This window comes from Mesorhizobium sp. M1334, from assembly GCF_040317995.1.
Lineage (GTDB): Bacteria > Pseudomonadota > Alphaproteobacteria > Rhizobiales > Rhizobiaceae > Mesorhizobium.
The window spans coordinates 185,664-202,207 of the sequence record NZ_JAMYLM010000010.1 but is presented as its reverse complement, the minus strand read 5'-3'; the positions used below and the strand labels follow the sequence as shown (position 1 = coordinate 202,207).

At 59.4% G+C, this 16,544-nt stretch carries 17 protein-coding genes and 1 pseudogene; 8 read left to right on the top strand and 10 right to left on the bottom strand.

Features of this window, described 5'->3' with window-relative positions; all coding sequences use genetic code 11:
* The first annotated feature begins 263 nt into the window (after positions 1-263).
* From repA to NKH17_RS19170, 4 genes are all read left to right on the top strand, one after another.
* Positions 264-1,472 carry a plasmid partitioning protein RepA gene (gene repA, locus NKH17_RS19185; RefSeq protein ID WP_352699546.1) on the top strand — a complete coding sequence of 403 codons (1,209 nt, stop codon included), beginning with the start codon at positions 264-266 and terminating at the stop codon, positions 1,470-1,472.
* 73 nt (positions 1,473-1,545) lie between these two features.
* Positions 1,546-2,532 carry a plasmid partitioning protein RepB gene (gene repB, locus NKH17_RS19180; RefSeq protein ID WP_352972012.1) on the top strand — a complete coding sequence of 329 codons (987 nt, stop codon included), beginning with the start codon at positions 1,546-1,548 and terminating at the stop codon, positions 2,530-2,532.
* Between the two features lie 155 nt (positions 2,533-2,687).
* Entirely contained in the window at positions 2,688-4,025 is a 1,338-nt protein-coding gene (gene repC, locus NKH17_RS19175) for a plasmid replication protein RepC (protein WP_352972010.1), read from the top strand.
* Positions 4,026-4,103: 78 nt separating this feature from the next.
* A complete protein-coding gene (locus NKH17_RS19170; protein WP_352972007.1) occupies positions 4,104-4,283 on the top strand; it encodes a hypothetical protein in 180 nt (59 codons plus the stop codon).
* A 30-nt stretch (positions 4,284-4,313) separates the two neighbouring features.
* Here NKH17_RS19170 and NKH17_RS19165 read toward each other — a convergent pair whose 3' ends face one another.
* Positions 4,314-5,246, bottom strand: coding sequence for a recombinase family protein (locus NKH17_RS19165; protein WP_352972004.1), 933 nt, complete (start codon positions 5,244-5,246; stop codon positions 4,314-4,316).
* A gap of 284 nt (positions 5,247-5,530) precedes the next feature.
* On the opposite strand from NKH17_RS19165, the gene NKH17_RS19160 reads away from it, so the two are divergent.
* From NKH17_RS19160 to scpB, 4 genes and pseudogenes are all read left to right on the top strand, one after another.
* Positions 5,531-6,652: an RHE_PE00001 family protein gene (locus NKH17_RS19160; protein ID WP_352972001.1), complete on the top strand. Its 1,122-nt coding sequence runs from the start codon at positions 5,531-5,533 to the stop codon at positions 6,650-6,652.
* Positions 6,653-6,810: 158 nt separating this feature from the next.
* The gene (locus tag NKH17_RS33440; RefSeq protein ID WP_502910607.1) at positions 6,811-7,233 is read left to right on the top strand and encodes a DUF1403 family protein; all 423 of its coding nucleotides are present in this window, start codon (positions 6,811-6,813) and stop codon (positions 7,231-7,233) included.
* Positions 7,131-7,802 (top strand): DUF1403 family protein, encoded by a 672-nt coding sequence (locus NKH17_RS19155; RefSeq protein WP_502910604.1) that lies wholly within the window; start codon positions 7,131-7,133, stop codon positions 7,800-7,802. Before NKH17_RS33440 ends, NKH17_RS19155 begins: the two co-directional genes overlap by 103 nt.
* 7 nt (positions 7,803-7,809) lie before the next feature.
* A pseudogene (gene scpB / locus NKH17_RS19150) lies at positions 7,810-8,516 on the top strand (SMC-Scp complex subunit ScpB).
* 395 nt (positions 8,517-8,911) lie between these two features.
* Here scpB and NKH17_RS19145 read toward each other — a convergent pair.
* From NKH17_RS19145 to NKH17_RS19105, 9 genes are all read right to left on the bottom strand, one after another.
* Positions 8,912-9,649: an SMODS domain-containing nucleotidyltransferase gene (locus tag NKH17_RS19145; RefSeq protein ID WP_352971998.1), complete on the bottom strand. Its 738-nt coding sequence runs from the start codon at positions 9,647-9,649 to the stop codon at positions 8,912-8,914.
* Positions 9,650-9,687: 38 nt separating this feature from the next.
* Positions 9,688-9,957: a hypothetical protein gene (locus tag NKH17_RS19140; RefSeq protein ID WP_352972036.1), complete on the bottom strand. Its 270-nt coding sequence runs from the start codon at positions 9,955-9,957 to the stop codon at positions 9,688-9,690.
* 58 nt (positions 9,958-10,015) lie between these two features.
* A complete protein-coding gene (gene istB, locus NKH17_RS19135) occupies positions 10,016-10,897 on the bottom strand; it encodes an IS21-like element helper ATPase IstB (RefSeq protein WP_352971996.1) in 882 nt (293 codons plus the stop codon).
* Complete coding sequence (gene istA, locus NKH17_RS19130) at positions 10,894-12,156, bottom strand: IS21 family transposase (protein ID WP_352972033.1); 1,263 nt, start codon at positions 12,154-12,156, stop codon at positions 10,894-10,896. Before istA ends, istB begins: the two co-directional genes overlap by 4 nt.
* Positions 12,157-12,273: 117 nt before the next feature.
* Entirely contained in the window at positions 12,274-12,540 is a 267-nt protein-coding gene (locus NKH17_RS19125) for an SLATT domain-containing protein (protein ID WP_352971994.1), read from the bottom strand.
* Between the two features lie 186 nt (positions 12,541-12,726).
* The gene (locus NKH17_RS19120; protein ID WP_352971992.1) at positions 12,727-13,857 is read right to left on the bottom strand and encodes a DUF4238 domain-containing protein; all 1,131 of its coding nucleotides are present in this window, start codon (positions 13,855-13,857) and stop codon (positions 12,727-12,729) included.
* A 64-nt stretch (positions 13,858-13,921) separates the two neighbouring features.
* Positions 13,922-14,950, bottom strand: a complete 1,029-nt coding sequence (locus NKH17_RS19115; protein ID WP_352971990.1) for a toll/interleukin-1 receptor domain-containing protein — start codon at positions 14,948-14,950, stop codon at positions 13,922-13,924.
* On the bottom strand, positions 14,905-15,180 hold the full coding sequence (locus NKH17_RS19110) for a hypothetical protein (RefSeq protein ID WP_352971987.1): 276 nt from the start codon (positions 15,178-15,180) through the stop codon (positions 14,905-14,907). The genes NKH17_RS19115 and NKH17_RS19110 overlap by 46 nt, the downstream gene beginning before the upstream one ends.
* A gap of 350 nt (positions 15,181-15,530) precedes the next feature.
* Positions 15,531-16,358, bottom strand: a complete 828-nt coding sequence (locus tag NKH17_RS19105) for a DUF3800 domain-containing protein (protein ID WP_352971985.1) — start codon at positions 16,356-16,358, stop codon at positions 15,531-15,533.
* Between the last annotated feature and the right edge of the window lie 186 nt (positions 16,359-16,544).

Below are 16,544 nucleotides of genomic sequence, written 5' to 3'. Positions count from 1 at the left end.
CGCTCATGAGGATCAATCCCATTCTGCCGTCTCCCTCGCTCGACAGCGAGCAGGGCGACATTCCTACTTTGCAGAATCAAGACATTTTAACTTTGCGCCAATATCCTTGAATCAGATAATATTCGTTATGCCGCGCAGCATGCGATCAGAGGGCATTAACCTCTTGTTAAGTTAAAACTTCTTGCTGGTTCGAACGAATCGGACATAATGACGGTTGCTTGGCCACATTCCGCCAAAAATCGTTTTTAGAGAGTCTTAATCGAATGAACGTGAGTTCGCCCGTTCCCGCGAAAACCCCATTGCTGTTCGAGAAGCGCATTCTCGAACAAGGGGATCAGATATCAAAGAAGCTTCACCTTCTCTCGATGCAGCGTTTTCCTCCCCACGCCAAGAAGAATTTGCGTTCTTTTTCGTTGGCGGAGGTGGCGACGTATCTCGGTGTTTCTCAGAGCCATCTAAAAAAACTACATCTAGAGGGCAAAGGCCCAGTACCTGAAACCTCGTCTTCTGGCAGACGATCCTACACGGCCGGGCAGATGATCGAGCTACGCCAATACCTTGACCAACACGGGCGCTCCGACGCCCGCATGTATGTTCCCCATCGTCGGTCGGGCGAGAAACTTCAAATCCTAGCTGTGGTTAATTTCAAGGGAGGTAGCGGCAAGACAACGACAGCAGCTCATCTCGCCCAGTATCTCGCTCTGACGGGACACCGTGTATTGGCTGTCGATCTTGATCCCCAGGCGTCGCTATCTTCACTGCACGGGTTCCAGCCAGAACTCGACCAAACGAAATCGCTTTACGATGCGATCCGCTACGACGACGAGAAGGTTTCTCTCTCGGAAATCATCAGGCCAACAAATTTCCCAGGACTGGATATCGTCCCAGCAAACCTTGAGCTGCAAGAATTCGAATACGACACGCCTTTGGCGATGACGGACAGGACGTCTAACGTGGGAAGGGCGTTTTTCACGCGCATCTCGACGGCATTGGGTGAGGTCGACGCCCTATATGATGTCGTCGTTATCGATTGCCCGCCGCAACTGGGCTATTTGACAATTACAGCGTTGACCGCTGCAACGTCAGTCTTGATAACGATCCATCCGCAGATGCTCGATGTCATGTCAATGGGCCAATTCCTGTTGATGCTCGGGAATATTCTGGAGCCAATCCGGGCAGCGGGTGCCGAGGTGAACCTGGAGTGGTATCGCTATCTTATAACGCGATACGAGCCGACGGATCAGCCGCAGGCGCAGATGGTAGCGTTCCTCCACACGCTTTTTGGTGAGTTCATCCTCAAGAACCAGATGCTGAAATCCACGGCGATTTCTGATGCGGGGATTACCAAGCAGAGCCTCTACGAAGTCGAAAAAAACGCGATGACTCGTTCCACATACGAGCGGGCAATGGATGCACTCGATGTCGTAAACGGAGAAATCGCTACGTTGATACATAAAGCATGGGGGCGCTGACTTGTCCGCTGACAAAAACGGACTTTTGCGCAGCGCTTTCAACAGACTAGGTTGTATCCAGAGGTAGACCAAGATGGCACGTAAGAATCTTCTTTCCGGCCTCGCAGAGACGGAGGCAGACGACCAGCCGACATCTAGCTCAACTGCGGCCTATCCGATTCGCGGTGCTTCGAAATCCATGATCCGCTCCGTTAATGAGTTGGCAAAGCAGGCGGATGCGTACCTTGAAGGTGAGCATGTAGTCGAACTCGACCCGGACGCTATTGACGGCTCGTTCGTTTCCGATCGCATGGATGACGACAGGGAACAGTATCAGGAACTGCTGGAAGCGATTCAGCAGAGGGGTCAGGATTCCCCCATTCTTGTGCGCCCCCACCCGAGCATCGAAGGCCGCTTCATGATCGTCTTTGGGCATCGGCGTGTCCGGGTGGCCCGAGATCTCCAACGGAAGGTTAGGGCGGTCATCAAGGAGATCGACGACAAGGCTCATGTCATTGCTCAGGGCCAGGAGAATTCTGCCCGAGCAAATTTAAGTTTTATCGAGAAGGCGATGTTCGCAAAGCGTCTCGAGGAGTTGAATTACGACAGAGATGTCATCTCGTCGGCACTGGCTGCAAATGCCGCCGCCGTCTCGAAAATGGTGTCGGTTGCTACACGGATCCCGCCATCTGTCATAAGTAAAATTGGATCAGCTCCATCTATAGGCCGCGAGCGGTGGGTAGAGCTATCCCTGCTGGTCGCCAAGAAATCGGGCATAGTCGATGAAATCCTCTCCGAACCCGAATTCAGCGGGCTAGAGAGTAACCGACGCTTTGAGCAGTTGTTCATGGCCCTGAACGCAAAGGAAAAGCGCGTCCGCAAGGCCAGTGTGAAACCCGGCGTCCAATCGTGGGCTCCGGATGACAAGTCGGTTAGCGTCAGCGTTCAGAGAGCAGGGAAGGCCGTCACGATCGCCGTAAAGGAGACGGATGGCAGCCGCTTTGGAATTTGGATTTCCGACAATCTGCAAGGGCTCTACGAGGCCTTCAGAAAGACGGAGAAAGCAGCAACTGGAGACTGAAACCGCAAAAGAAAAAGGCCCCCAAGCGACTTTCGTCGTGGAAGCCCTTCTCCGTAGTAGCTGACTGAGAATCGCATCTCCACGAATCACTGTCAAGAGTCATTGGCGTCGTTTTGGCGAGCAGGTTTCTTTTGCCTAATCGAGGGTGAAAGAAAATGGAGACGAATATTGCGACGACGCCCTTTGGGCGGCGGCCAATGACGCTTGGCATGATTTCAAGCCAAGTCACCGCGAGGGCCGTGCCGAAGGACGCGACCGTCCACAAATGGCATGTCTTCCAAGATATCAAGGACGCCAGGATCGCTCTGGGCGCCACTGATCGCGCTTTGGCTATTCTCGACGCGCTGTTGTCGTTCCATCCGGACACGGCGCTTTATGGCGACAGCGAACTGGTTGTATGGCCATCCAACGAGCAGCTGATCCGCCGCGCCAATGGCATGCCCCCAACGACCTTACGGCGACACCTGGCCGTTCTGGTCGAGTGTGGATTGATCATCCGTCGGGACAGCCCAAACGGCAAGCGCTTCGCCCGGAAAGGGCAGGGGGGCGAGATCGAGCAAGCCTATGGCTTTGACATCTCGCCGATCGTCGCGCGTGCTGAGGAGTTCAAGGATCTTGCGGAAGCGGTCAGATCTGAGAAGAAGGCCCTTCGTCTCGTTAAGGAGCGGCTAACCATATGCCGTCGTGACATCGTCAAGATGATCGACACCGGCATTGAGGAAGGCGTGCCGGCGAACTGGGGCAGGGTTCAGCAGGCCTACCAGGCGATTGTTGGTCAGATACCACGCACTGCACCCAGGCAGACTCTCGAGGCGATTGCCGAAGAACTTGAAGGCCTTTGGGCTGAAGTGCGTGAAGCGTTGGAATCATTTGTAAAAACACATAAAGTGGATGCCAATGAGTCCCAGAATGGGCGCCACATACAGAATTCAAAACCAGACTCTAAATTTGAATCTGAAAGTCGCTTAGGAAATGAGAATGAAGCGGGCGGCGACGTTGCGGACACCGACAACGTACGGAGCCTACCGAAACGCGAACTGCCGCTAGGGATCGTGCTGGATGCCTGCCCGAACATGCTTTGGCTGGTGAAGGGCGGCGGCGGAATCCGCAACTGGCGTGAATTTCTGGCCGCGGCCGAAGTTGCCCGACCGTCCATGGGCGTCAGCCCGAGCGCCTGGGAGGAAGCGCGAACGGCAATGGGTGAGCAGCAGGCGGCGATTACCATTGCCGCGATCTACCACCGGCAGGACCAGATCAACAGCGCCGGCGGCTATTTGCGCAGCCTGACAGATCGAGCAAAGGTCGGAAAGTTCTCGGTCTGGCCGATGGTGATGGCCTTGTTGCGGGCCAAGCTTGACGCGTCGAAGACGACCGGAGCTGAAGCCGCTGCCGTCGATTTGGAGGCGGCAGGCAAGGTTGTGCGCACCGAATCCCGGCTGGAAATCAGCGATGCGTTGCGCCGCAGCCTCGAAAAGCCAGGGCGCGGATCATGATCAGCCGGGCGGGTTTCGATCCGTGGACGGTGGCTGCAGCGCTTGTCGGGACGAGCGTCTTATGAGAGCATCCAAGGCATGAAAAACGAACACGACCCGGAACCGACGCCCGATGAAACCGCCGGGATGGTGTGGTGGAATTCGCTTACCGAATCCGATCGAGCGGCTTGGCTGACGCGGGCCGGCAGCGCTGTTCCAGCTGATGCCTGGGCCGCGTACAAGCGGCTCGGGAATGTCGAGCGTCAGCCACGACTGTAAACTGAGGACTGTTGTGCAGCGGGATGACGGTCAGCTCGCGGGTAGTTCGGCGACGAGTCCAAGCCGGCGGGCTCGATCGAGTAGGTTCTTGACTGAGGAGGCAGACCATTTTGCGCTTCCTCGTGGGGTTCGCTCATGCAGGCGCTCGAGCTGGCCAGCGATGTCGCGGAGCGACAGGTCTGGGTTAGACTGCGAAATCCCTGCCACAAGAGTCATCAGGCGATCTTCGGGAGGCAGAGGAGACGCCCGCTTTAGCAGTGTGGATTCGGCCAGGTGCTCGGTGACGAGCCACCTCACTGCCCGCCGCAGTCGTTCAGGCGTCCAGTCGAGGCCGCGCTGCTTCAGGACCCGAGCGATGTCGTCCCAGTTATGGTGTGGTCGCATCCGGCGGACCGTCGGAAGCCATTGGTTCATAGTTGATTGTAGCCGTCGGCCATAAGCCGCCTTTTGTATCGCGGTCATTTTCGCCAGGGCTTCGGGCCTGCGCTCCCGGATACCAGGATTGCCTGGCAGTCGCCCCTTGGATCGTGCAGCGATGATGCCGGCCTTGGTTCGCTCCGAAATCAGGGCACGCTCGAGCTGCGCAACGGCGCCGAGTACCTGTAGCGAAAACATGCCCTGTGGCGTCGACGTGTCGATTGGATCTCGCAGAGATCGGAAATGCGCGCCCTTCTCAGTCAGATCCTCGATCACCTGAAGAAGGTGGCTGACCGAGCGCGCCAGGCGATCGAGACGCACGACGACCAAGACATCGCCGGCGCCGATGTCGCTCATCAACCGCAGTAGGGCCGGGCGAGCTCTCGACGCGCCGGATCCATGTTCCTGAACGACGACGTCACAACCGGCCGATCGCAGCTCAATCTCCTGCGCTTCCGTCGCTTGTTCGTCCGTCGACACGCGCGCGTAGCCGATTTGCCGGCCTCGTGGTCGTCCGGAGCGTCGATCTTGCGCTTCACGGGCCATTTGCGGCGTCTCTCAGCAGGGGAACGAGGCGTTTGTACAAACACCGAAGATACCAACAAACGATCGTTTGTAAACGTCTTTAGGCGGCCTTTGCATCGGCTCTACCGCCTCGGTGAGCCTGAAAAGCACCGTTTTTCGGCCTCCTGAGCGTCCCAGGGCGTCGTGCTGTACAGTCCCGATATGAGGTCATTATCGATAGTGATTTTTGTCCCTGAAGAAACACGACGTAAGTCCAGTGATACCCTCACTAGCTTGACCAACGCGAATCAGCCATCATGAAAACAATGGCTTACACGCTCGACAAACTGCCGCTGGAAACCCTGATCGGGCCGGTTGCCCGCGCGACCGAGGTTTTGGTCCGCCTCGACGAGCGGGTCGCACGTTCACCGGTCCGCGACGGCTTTGTCGAGCGCCAGCATTTTGCCGACGCGGCTTCCGCGCTCTGGCTCGAAGGCGAACTCGTCCACCTCGAGGACCTCGTGCTGCACGACGCTCAGATGGACATCCGCACCCCGACCCACGAACTCACCCGGGCGCACGCGGTGCTGCGAACCCGCCGGCGGATTTTTGCGCAAAAGCCGGACTGGGCGCTCAGCCGCGACGGTTTTTTGGCGCTGACCGGTCGCGGCGGCGCCATGCCGGCGGCGGTCCAAAAAGGCAGGGACGGGGAGGGGGCTGGAGCCAGCTCTTTTGAAGCCGATGGTCGCGATGACGCTGAGGCCGACCGGCTGGCCGAAGAATTTGCCGAGATCGATGCCGTCCTGGCGCGCTCATCCAGGATTCTGAATGGCGCGGACGTGCCGGCTCGAAAGGAGGGCCGGCCGGAGCCGCAAAACGGCCTGATCTACGATCTCGACTGGAATGAAGAAGAACGGCTGGCCGAATGGCACACTGTGCTCGCGGAAACGCGGGGGCAACCAGTCGTCCTGCGCGCTGCGGTCCTGCTCGAAGCCTGGTCGGACATCGAGGTGCTGCAGCATGCGACGTGGCTCGGCCCACTGTTCGTCGCCGCGCTGCTGCGCCAGGAAGGACTCGCCGCCCACCATCTCGCTTGCATTCATCTCGGCGCGAAAAACATTCCGCGCGAGCGGCGGCGGGCGCGCAATCGCGGCGATCGGCTGCTCGCCTTGCTCGATGGAATCCACGACGCAGCAGTGGCTGGCCTGAAGGAACACGATCGGCTGGTTCTGGCAAAAAGCCAGATGGAGCGGCGGCTCAAACAACGGCGCGCCAGCTCGAAACTGCCCGATCTGGTCGAGCTGGTACTCTCGCGGCCGCTCGTCTCGGCTGGCATGATCCAGGAGCGGCTAAAGGTGACAAAACAGGGGGCGCTCAACCTGGTCGGCGAGCTTGGTCTGCGCGAGATGACGGGCAGGGGGAGGTTTCGTGCCTGGGGAGTAATCTGAAGCGAGGATCGAGAGGTTGCCGCCCTTGTCGTGGGCAATGACAAGAGAATAAGCTTCTGATAATGCAAGATTATCGTTCGTTGTATCCGTGCGACAGGTGCAGCGCTTTTCACGTATGTTTGTTGCCAAAAGCGCCGCCATGAATCATCGTGCTTTCGATGGTTCTGCGTCGCAAATCCTCCCTCCGCCATCACGCCACGCTTGTGGGTGCCCCTTCGACCGCGTCGATGGCAGCGGTCCCGGCCTGGCTGCGCCGGGCCCTCCCGGATGCGCAAAGCCTTGCGGGAAGAGATGTTGAGGACGTCGCGCTCACCGCAGGCGCCGCCATCGGCGCGCTCGATGCGGTGGTCCGCCGGCAGCAGCGGTGGGCCGGCGCCTGGCGGCAGCGGCTGGCGGCAGCGGCTGGCGCTTACGGCGGCCGCGGTAACGGCAAGAGCAGGCCGGCCGTGTCGAGGATGAAAGCGCGCTGCGCGACGCCGTGCTGCTCACCCGGCCGGGCGATTTTTTGTACGTCGGTCCCGCCGGATCGATGCTGCTGGCTTGGCGCCGGCTGGCCGGCACGCCTGCCGAGAAACTGCTGACCGAGGCGAGCATCGGCGCGGTGCTGGATGACCTCGGCCTCCGCCGCGACGATGACGTAGTCAGGGACCTGGCGGACGATCTTCGACAGCTTTCCGCGGGTATCGGAATGGTCGGCATGCTGACCGGCGCGTTCACCGCCGCCGAAAAATATGGCTTCGCACGAGCCTTGGGATGCTGGCTCGCCGACGCCCTGCTGGCGCAACGGCTGGGTTGGGCCCACGTGGTGCCGCTGCTGGGAGCCGAAGCTGCTTTGGCCACAAGCGTTCGCCCGCGTCGATCGGCAGTCACCTCTGTGGCGACAAGCATTGATACACATCCCGAGCGTGCGAAAGGCCTGCTGGCCGCGCAGGCGCGCGCCGCGCTGCGCGCCATTGATCTTTCCGCCGAGCTCGAGCGCCGCGCCGACCGGCTGCTTGCAGTCGCTCCAAAACTCCGGGCCAAGGCGGCGTACCTCGTGGTCGAAAGACTTCTTTCCGACGATTGTCGCTTCGGAAAACATCGTCGGCATGAGCGACCGTGGGCCGCGCCGCCTGTTCGACCGTTTGGTCGAACTCGGCGCGGTGCGTGAACAGACGATGGCGGAGGCAACGCGCAGGCGAGGGGGGAGCCGGTCAGATGACCGTCGATCAGCTGACCAGCTGTTTGATCGGAACTGGATCACCTGTCGCCGGAGGCGCGCTGGCGCGAATGGATGAATCGCGTCGAGGCGGCAATTTTTGCTGCGAGCGAGCCTGTCACTCGCGAAACGCTTGCCCGCGTTGTCGGAAAGAATTGCAGCATCGACCTGCTGATCGATGACATTCGCGAGGAATTGCGTGGTCGCCCCTATGACCTGGTCGCTGTTGCGGGCGGCTGGAAGCATCTAACCCGCCCTGCCTATGCAGACGCCATCCGCAGTGCAGTCGGCGGTAACGAGCGCGCGGTAGACCTCACGCAGTCAGAGGTGCTCGTGCTGATGTGCATCGGCTACTTCCAGCTGATCACCCGCGCCGAGTTGTCGTCTTTCTTCGGCAAGGAGATCAGTCGCGATTTCATTGGTCATCTGCGCGGTGCCGGCCTGATCGCTTCGGGCCCGCGTAGCCCGACGCCCGGCGCGCCCTACACCTACGTGACGACAAAAGCGCTCCTGCTCAAGTTCGGCCTCGACACGCTGCGCGATCTGCCGGATTTCGAGGCGCTTGAGGATGCCGGGCTGCTGTCGAAGGAGAAGTTGCTGGGCGGTGACATCATGCCAGACTTTGCCGTCGGCCCAGAGGGTGTCGGAGGCGAACTCGACGAATAGCCGCAGCTTATTGTTTGTGAGGCTTGTCCGAAATTCGTAGCATATTTCTGACGTCTCAACCGTGATCTCGTCCGAAATAGGACTAGATTGTTCGGACAAAGTCCCCAGCGTTAACCCGCCAATCGCCGCCCGAAGCTCGAGTTGTCGTGGAGCCTCAACAGGTTTCCTAGGTTAGCTCGACGCGACTGATAGGTGTTTGGAGCGTCGGCGCATGTCACAATCACAGAGGCGTGGGGCACGTTGGACAGGTTGACCTGGCTTCGCTCAAGGTGCTCACTCCAACGACGGGGAGGAGACACCGCATTTGACCGGCCTGCGATCACTGATGCGCATGATCGCGTTTACAGGGACAGCAGGCTCAGCCGCGTTGGCCGGAACGGAAGAGCTATCGCTCGCTATGCCGGGACAAGCTTCTTGACCTCGATCTCAGCCGAATTCGGCATGTCATCGGCTTCGTACTTGCGGACCCTGGCGATGATGTCCTTGGCGCGCGTGATCTTGTCGTTGCGCCATTGGGCCACTTCGTTCGCCGACAGGTTGTCGAACACTTTGAAGAAGTAGTCCTTCTGGGTGTAGCAGCCATAAAAGCCCAGGCCGACGATCCATTTTTCGAGGCCGTACGAATCGTAGACATAGCCGGCTTCTGCGTTCCAGAATTTGACGAGGCGGACGGTTGGCTTGATCAAATAGGAATTGTTGCCGTTGACAGTCTCGAGCGTGCTGTTGAAATCGTTCGGATTCGTGCTTTGCCACTCATCGGGACCCTTGGGGATCTGATACGTCGTGCCCCACGAGAACAAGGCGGGCACTAGGTCGAACTTGATATGGTTGAGCTCCAGCACCACCGTGGGGCTCGATTGGTAGAGTTCGGAGTTGGCGTATTTCTGCTCGGCGAACTTACGCAGTCGGGTGAGGTAGGTCTGTGGGTTCAGTCCGCCTTTTTCAAAAACGATCATGTAGTCAACGTCCGAGTGCGCATCCATCTTGCGGGGAAGGATCGTGCCACGGGTGTGCGAGCCGAACCGGAAATGCGACGTTAGGCCATCACCGGCGACCGTAAAATAACTGGCCAGCCGGGAGCTCAAGGTCATGACCGAGGTCGCGATCGAGGCCTTCTCGTCGGCCGAGAGCACCGCGTCGCTTGCACGGGATACGAGATAGCTATTGACTGTCATTGGTGGGAACCTTTGTCGACCGCGTGCTTGGCTTCGCCGGCGTTAATGCCGTCGCGGGCCTTCTTAAAATCGCGGTCTGAAAAAGCAGGGCTTGCCTGGTTCAGTTCATCGCGCCGCGTGGTGAAGCCTTTCAGGGCGGTCAGCACGGTTTCGGCATCGGGCGTGTTGTCGAGTTCGACCTCGCGGAAAACGCGGGAATTGTTGCGTAGCGCCAGGTACTGGTCGCCCGAACTCTTGTGGTCAGCCGACTTCTCACCGGGTTTCAGGAACGTCTGTCAATACCGGGTGAAATTTCCCCAAAAGTGCCGAAGTAAAATTCCCCAATTATGCCGTCTCGGACGGCATTGAGAATTGGGTATTTTTCGGCGGTCGACCGCGCGGCCGTGATGGTGGAGCGAAGGACGGTGGGGTAATCAGGGCTTTCGAGCGGACGTGCTCAGGCATCAATTCGGCATGCTGGCGCAGCCTGTAGCTTGATCCTTCGATCTGAACGACGACGGCATGATGCAAAAGCCTGTCGAGAAGCGCGGTGGCGACCACGGCGTCTCCAAAAACATCTCCCCATTCTGCAAAGCCGCGATTGGACGTCAGGATCATTGCCCCTTTCTCGTAGCGGGCGTTGACGAGCTGGAAGAACAGATTGCCGCCGCCGGCAACGACCGGGAGGTAACCGATCTCGTCGACGATCAGCAGACTTGGCCTGCAGAAGAAGCGGATGCGTTCTTGCAGCCGTCCCTCGCGCTCGGCCCTGGACAGCGCTGCAATGAGATCGGCCAGCGAGCAGAAGTAGACGCTTTTGCCCGCTTTGACAGCTTCGACGCCGAGCGCGATAGCCAGATGGCTTTTGCCGGTTCCCGGCGGCCCGAGGAAATGGACGGCCTCGTGCCTTTCGACGAAACCCAGTTGCCCGAGCGTGAAGATCCGATCTCGATCGAGGGAGGGCTGGAAAGAGAAATCGAAGCCGGCGAGCGTTTTGATGGTTGCCAGCCGACCCATCCGCAACGCCGTCTTTATGCGACTGTTCTCGCGCAGGGTCAGCTCTTCGGAAAGGAGGATATCGATTGCTTCGAGTGCCGACAGCTCGCCCTGCTCCAGGCGGCGGACAATATGGTCGAGTGCTTCAAGGGCACGTGGCATCTTCAGGCCGACAAGGTCATGGCGAATGCGGTCGATCATCGACGGCACGGAATCGAGCGCGGCGCTCATGGGCGGTTCTCCTGTGCCATAGCTCTGGCCACGGCGTCGTAGAAGGCGAGCGGCCGCTGTGTGACCCGGTCTCCGGATCCATGAAGAATGATCTCGTCGTTGTTGACGCGCGATCGCGATCGCGGGGCTGAGCGAAGGGTTCTGTGTCCTGGTTCGACGCGGCGCTGATGGCGACCTTCCAACACCGGATGCGCAGCAATCAGCGCACCGTCTTCGAAGATTCGAACCTCATTGGCCAAGGTGTGAACTTCGACGAGCCGCCTTCTGGTGGCGTCGGGCACGCTGTATGCGTTTCCCCCGACACTCACCATGCCCTCCCGGGATATCCTGCGCTCAAGCCGCAGAACGGATCGGAACGGAGCCAGTGGCAAGGGACGCAGATGAAGGCGCTCTTCCGCGAAGGCTTCGACGACGACGCGCTGCGTTGTGGCGTGTACACGCGGATTGGCAACGACATCCAGCCATTGCCGCAGTTGGATGTTAAGATCATCAAGGTTGCGAAACGAGCGCGCCAGGAAGAAGTCTTCACGAATATAGCGGAATGGTCGCTCGACCTTTCCCTTCGTCTTGGCGCGATACGGTTTGCAGGCCTTTGGATGAAAGCCGAAATGGCGGGCGAGATCGAGCAGAGCGCGGTTATAAACAATGCCGCCCGTTTCGCCTTCGCCGATGACGGCAGTCTTCATTCGGTCGTAAAGGATCTCGCGCGGAACGCCGCCGATCGCATCGAACGCCGCCGCGTGGCATCGCAGCACTGTCGGCAGATCCTGATGCATAGCAAAGCGCGCCCAGATGAGACGGCTATAGCCCAGCACCATAGAAAACAGCCAGACGATCCTGGGGGTTGCCGGCTCGTCGGTGAAGACGACATGGAATTGGGCGAAATCCACCTGGGCCTGTTCGCCGGGAGCTGTTTCGAACCGAACTTCAAAGCCGGGTTCTGAGGTCGGACGAACGTCTCTGAGAAAGTCCGTGACGGTAGTGTAGCCACCAGCGTACCCACGATCCTTCAGTTCTCGCAGGAGCCGCCGACCGCTAAGGCCGGGATAGGCAGCAACCCGTTCACGCAGATAGGCGGTGAATGGATCAATCACCGTCGCCCGCGGCTCCCTTGGTCCGTAGGCAGGGGCCTCAAGGCCACGCTTGATGTATTTGCGGATTGTCTTTCGATCGACGCCGGTCTGCCTGGCGATCGCTGACACCGACAGCCCCTGCCGATGCATATCCAAGATCATGACTATCTCCCCAAGTTTGATCACCGCCATTCCCCTCTCGACCATCGAGAGCAGTATCGGTGATGACGCGCCGCCGGTCCACCGGGGCGCGCCCCCGAGGGCCGGCGGCGACGCGAAAACTGGGAAAGATTCAAACGGCCCTTATGGGGAGTATTGATCCGGTATCGACAACGTCATCAGCGACGTGAGGACGGCAACGCAAAGCGCCATGGAACCCGCGACGACAGGATAGTCCTTGAAAAAAGCAGCGCCCGCTGCGGTGCTGAGGATCACCGAGGGAATGCCGAAGACATAGTTCCACACCGCCCAGCGCGCTGAAGCGTTGAAGTGCGCTTTGCCGGAATGAATACAATCTTCTTCCATGCGGAGAAGTTCGTCTGTCACGCGTTCCCGCGTCACGTCGGACATGATGACTCCTTTGCAGAGAGAACTAGCACGCCTCGCATGGTCAAGCTGCGGAATTTCAATCTATCCCCTTCTTTCAGCGGGTTAATCTGGGATGGTCTGTCGAAGCAACAGCTGCGGCTTGGTTAGGGAATACTGCTGCCAGAGGCGCTTGACGCGCCGCAGTGCCGACGTCTCTTTCCTGCGCTACTAGCTCCCGTCGGACACGGGGCTCGATGCGGCTGAGGCCATTTTCGCTTCTAGCCGAGAGGCCTTTTCCGGGGTGTCAATGTACTGAGAAAGAGCAGGTTTCGGCCCGAAGATATGCCGCCAGACGATCTGGATTTCATTGTTGTGTCGGCGGACCTCGGTGCTGATCGTCGGTACGAGATGCGCATGGGCACAAATCAGCGCATCGCTTGACCGGTCCTGGCCGACGGTCGTCCTGTACGCGAATTGAGCGATTGTTCGATTGAACCGGCGAACTTTGTGCTTATCCGTGACGTCGCGGTGCCGTGACAGGACGCCAAACGGCTGACGCTTGCTTGAACCGAGCACCAGCATGCGGGCGGTCAGGGGAAAGATCAGCTCGATATCACCGGAGTGATCGTAGGGGGTGCGTACGAGCAGCGGTTTGCGCGGGTCATAGGTGCACACCGGATTGTCGGAGGTGAGGAATGGGATGTCGGTCTTGTTGTGAAGAACCTCGAAGCCAAGCCGAAAGCAGAGATCGCCGAACGTCTGGAATTCGTCCTCCATCGCGAGCAGAGTTTCTTGCGGATTGATGCCGACCGGGACTGTGTCGAACTGACCGGCGTAGCGTTCCAAGTCTGGGGGCAGTTTACCGATTTCCTCGAGCACCTTGCATTCGTTTCGCAGCTTAGCCTCCAGCATAAGCGCAATGCGATCACGGGTCGCCGGAACGCGCGTGCGCATGATCGTTTGCATGCCTTGGACATTGAAGGATAAAGCCGGTGAAAGACGACGTGCTTGAAGCGCACGGACGGTTTCCGGCCAAACGGTCTCGATCGGATTCCAGAGGTCTTCGAATCTGTGGTTTTCTTGACCGCCACCGGGGAGTTTCTGAGAGTAATAGTAGTTCTCGTACCCAGTTGCCCTCGGCTGCTTCGGCAGCGGTGCCTCTGGCGCCTCGGCCCGATAGACTTGGACGCGGCCGCGGTCATCGGCGAAGCCTTCCATATAGGTGACCGAAATGAAGTGGTGTTTTCGGTTCGTCCGTCCCGCCCCGCTGCGGATCGGATTGAAGATGCTAAATGGCCTCACATCGCCGTCGATGGGGACGTCTCCCCATTTGCCAAAATAGAAGGGTGACTGCTCCATGGTCCTGCGGTCGGGCTCCCCGGTCACTGCACCTTGTCGGGCATGACCCTGCGGATTGGCATCCTCAACTTCGGCTTTTCACGAAGCGCCGCGTGGCGTCCGTTTTCACCACCCGGATCGAATTGTACTGGCTGGCGAGTACCTTGTAGTCGACGATCAGCTTGCGGGCCATCAGATAGGCCAGAGCGGGGTTTATGCGCCTCGGCTCCCAGCCGTACCGCTCGGCGACCTGGCCTGTATCGTGGGGCATCAACGGGTCGTTGATCAGGTCGGCAGCGATACGCAGCGCGTCATCTTCGGGCGACCAATCCATGAAATATTTGTCGAATGTGGCAAACAGGTCCTCCTTGGGCAAGACGCGGCCGAAGCTGACGGAAACCAGATCGCGCAGCTCGTGCAGAGCGTCCTCGATGTCCTCCTCTGACGCTTCAATGGTGGCCGCCAGCTCATCTACCCCTTTCTGAGGGTGCGAGAACATTGCATCCGACGTCTCCTCAACAAAGATCTTGGCAATTGCCGTTGCGACCTTGGAGTAACCCGTCGCCGGCTGCACAGCCGCAATGGGCGCTGGGCCGAGCTGCGGCTTACGCGTCACGCCATGGATGTCGTTCACCAGATTGCGAACGCCTTCGTCTAGGCGCGCGGGATCAAGTTCTGGTGAGAGCATGCCCGACAGAAGCGGCGGCAATTCCCGTGCCGCGACACCGTAGCGAAGGGCTATGAAGCCCGCCTGCCCAGAGATGCGGCGGACTAGGCCGGCATCCATCTCCTGCTGGACCCACGGCTTCTGCATGGCGCTCGGAGTCAGCAGCACGATGAAATGCGTGCAGTTGCCCAGTCCCTCGTCGATTTTGCGGCGCAAGGAATCTCCGGAACGGATCTCCCATTCCGCCCACCAGGTATCGATTCCGTCCGCCATCAGGGCGCGCGCGACCGTCTCTGCCAGCTCGCGATCGTCGAACGAGTAGCTGAGAAAGGCTTTCGGGGATCCCTGTTGCAGGGGCAGGAACACAGTCGACGCCTGCTCATTGTCGCTCATCTTGTCCTTCACCAGCGCGAGAAGCAGCGGCGAACCCTCAATGCTGAGCCGCAACTGGCGATCGTCTCGACCGAGGGGTGGGGCAGGTTGTCGGGCAGCCACCAGTACTGGACCAGGTGGATGATGATGTTCATGTCGAGCGCATCGAGGCCGAGAGCCTGCTGCTTCTCGATGATGATGTTGGGGAAAGAGCTCCAGCCCGTGGCCATGAGTGCCTTGGTCCACTTCTTCTCGTTGGTGCGTAGCTTGTGGACGTCTGCTTTGGCGGTTTCTGGCTGGGCCATATGAGGCTCCCTGTGGTGAACTGCATCCAGATATGGTGGTTTCCCGTGATGACGCAAGGGCATTGGGGGACGGTTCTGCATTCAGGGGAGGGGTGTTTCAAGGTTCGTCCGGCCTATGTCCCTGGATTCAGGGGCCGGGGAACCGCGCTGCGCCCGAAGTAGAGGACTTGATAATATGAAGTGTTGATCAGACGAACCACGCTATATGCAAGCGATAAGATAGGGACCCCCCGACCCGAGGTTCACCCGGGGTGTTGACAAAGAGAGCGTCAATATCCATACTTTGGACGTGAGCATCGCTCCGGGGTTGGCGCCAGGCGCCAGCCGAACTTTTCAAAACGAAGGCCCGGCTAGTCCGGGTCTTTGTTTTTTATCCTGTCAAAACAGCTGTATTTGATGCCGCAGGATGCCAGGTCCTCCTGCGGCAGGTGCGCGTCGATCAGACGCTTGTTGTCCATCAGGGCCTTGTAGGGCCGGTAGGACGGGTCATATCCGCCCTTGGCCATCGGATAGAGGTAGAGATCGGCGATCTGCAGCATCGGCGTGGCTTTGGTTCTGCCGCGCGGCTCTCCGCGCACGATGTCTTTGAACTCCTCGGCGCTTAACGACCCGTAGATGGCGGAGTTGGCACCGTCGAACGGCATCCCCTGCGTCTTCAGGGTCCGCGTGTAGGCTATCAGGTCGCGGTCCTCGGCTTTGCCTGCCCGCTCGAAGAACACGCGCAGCTTACGATCCTGGCTGCGGGCGTATTTGGCGGCGCGCTCGATCAGGATGCAGTAGGCGGTCTTGCACATGAACCACAACTGGTCCTGATACCGGTCCCGGTAGCGGGCAACATAGCCCGGCCGATCAATCACCGCGGCGATGCCGATCACGGGCAGTGCAAGCAGCATCCCCTGCAAATCTCCCAGGAACTCAAAAGCAGCCTCGGGCTTCTTCAGCCAGCCGAAGTCGCCACGGCCGCCCCGGATCGCCCAGGAGTGCAGCGGGTAGGTGATCCCGTGCTTCTGGCAGAAGGCCTTATGGCGCGCGTAGAGCTCGTCGACGTCTTCCTCGTTGATGAGGATGCCGCCGAGGGCGAAATAATCCATCTCGTCCCGCCGCTTCTCCTTTGGTTGTCGGTCTGGCTCGCGGCTGCCGCTATCATCGAGGTAAAGGTGGATTTCACGGTCCGTCACGGGCAGGCTTTCATTGTCCGCACAGCTTGGCGCAAAAACCGCAGGCTGCATAGCAATCTGATGACCGGCCGGGCGAGGGGGTTCAGCGCGGCGGCTTCTTGACATTGCGGTCCGCTTTTGACGGATCATCCGTAACAAGGAGCAGCTTGCCCTCGTTCTCAAATCCGATATCCAGTTTAGATTCGC

What these genes read in the sequence shown, in the direction of transcription:
- repB (WP_352972012.1), top strand. Translation starts at nt 1,546, where the DNA reads ATGGCACGTAAGAATCTTCTTTCCGGCCTCGCAGAGACGGAGGCAGAC.
- NKH17_RS19125 (WP_352971994.1), bottom strand. Translation starts at nt 12,540, where the DNA reads ATGTCCGACGTGACGCGGGAACGCGTGACAGACGAACTTCTCCGCATG.
- repC (WP_352972010.1), top strand. Translation starts at nt 2,688, where the DNA reads ATGGAGACGAATATTGCGACGACGCCCTTTGGGCGGCGGCCAATGACG.
- NKH17_RS19120 (WP_352971992.1), bottom strand. Translation starts at nt 13,857, where the DNA reads ATGGAGCAGTCACCCTTCTATTTTGGCAAATGGGGAGACGTCCCCATC.
- NKH17_RS19165 (WP_352972004.1), bottom strand. Translation starts at nt 5,246, where the DNA reads ATGGCCCGTGAAGCGCAAGATCGACGCTCCGGACGACCACGAGGCCGG.
- istB (WP_352971996.1), bottom strand. Translation starts at nt 10,897, where the DNA reads ATGAGCGCCGCGCTCGATTCCGTGCCGTCGATGATCGACCGCATTCGC.
- NKH17_RS19170 (WP_352972007.1), top strand. Translation starts at nt 4,104, where the DNA reads ATGAAAAACGAACACGACCCGGAACCGACGCCCGATGAAACCGCCGGG.
- NKH17_RS19160 (WP_352972001.1), top strand. Translation starts at nt 5,531, where the DNA reads ATGGCTTACACGCTCGACAAACTGCCGCTGGAAACCCTGATCGGGCCG.
- NKH17_RS19110 (WP_352971987.1), bottom strand. Translation starts at nt 15,180, where the DNA reads ATGGCCCAGCCAGAAACCGCCAAAGCAGACGTCCACAAGCTACGCACC.
- NKH17_RS33440 (WP_502910607.1), top strand. Translation starts at nt 6,811, where the DNA reads ATGGTTCTGCGTCGCAAATCCTCCCTCCGCCATCACGCCACGCTTGTG.
- repA (WP_352699546.1), top strand. Translation starts at nt 264, where the DNA reads ATGAACGTGAGTTCGCCCGTTCCCGCGAAAACCCCATTGCTGTTCGAG.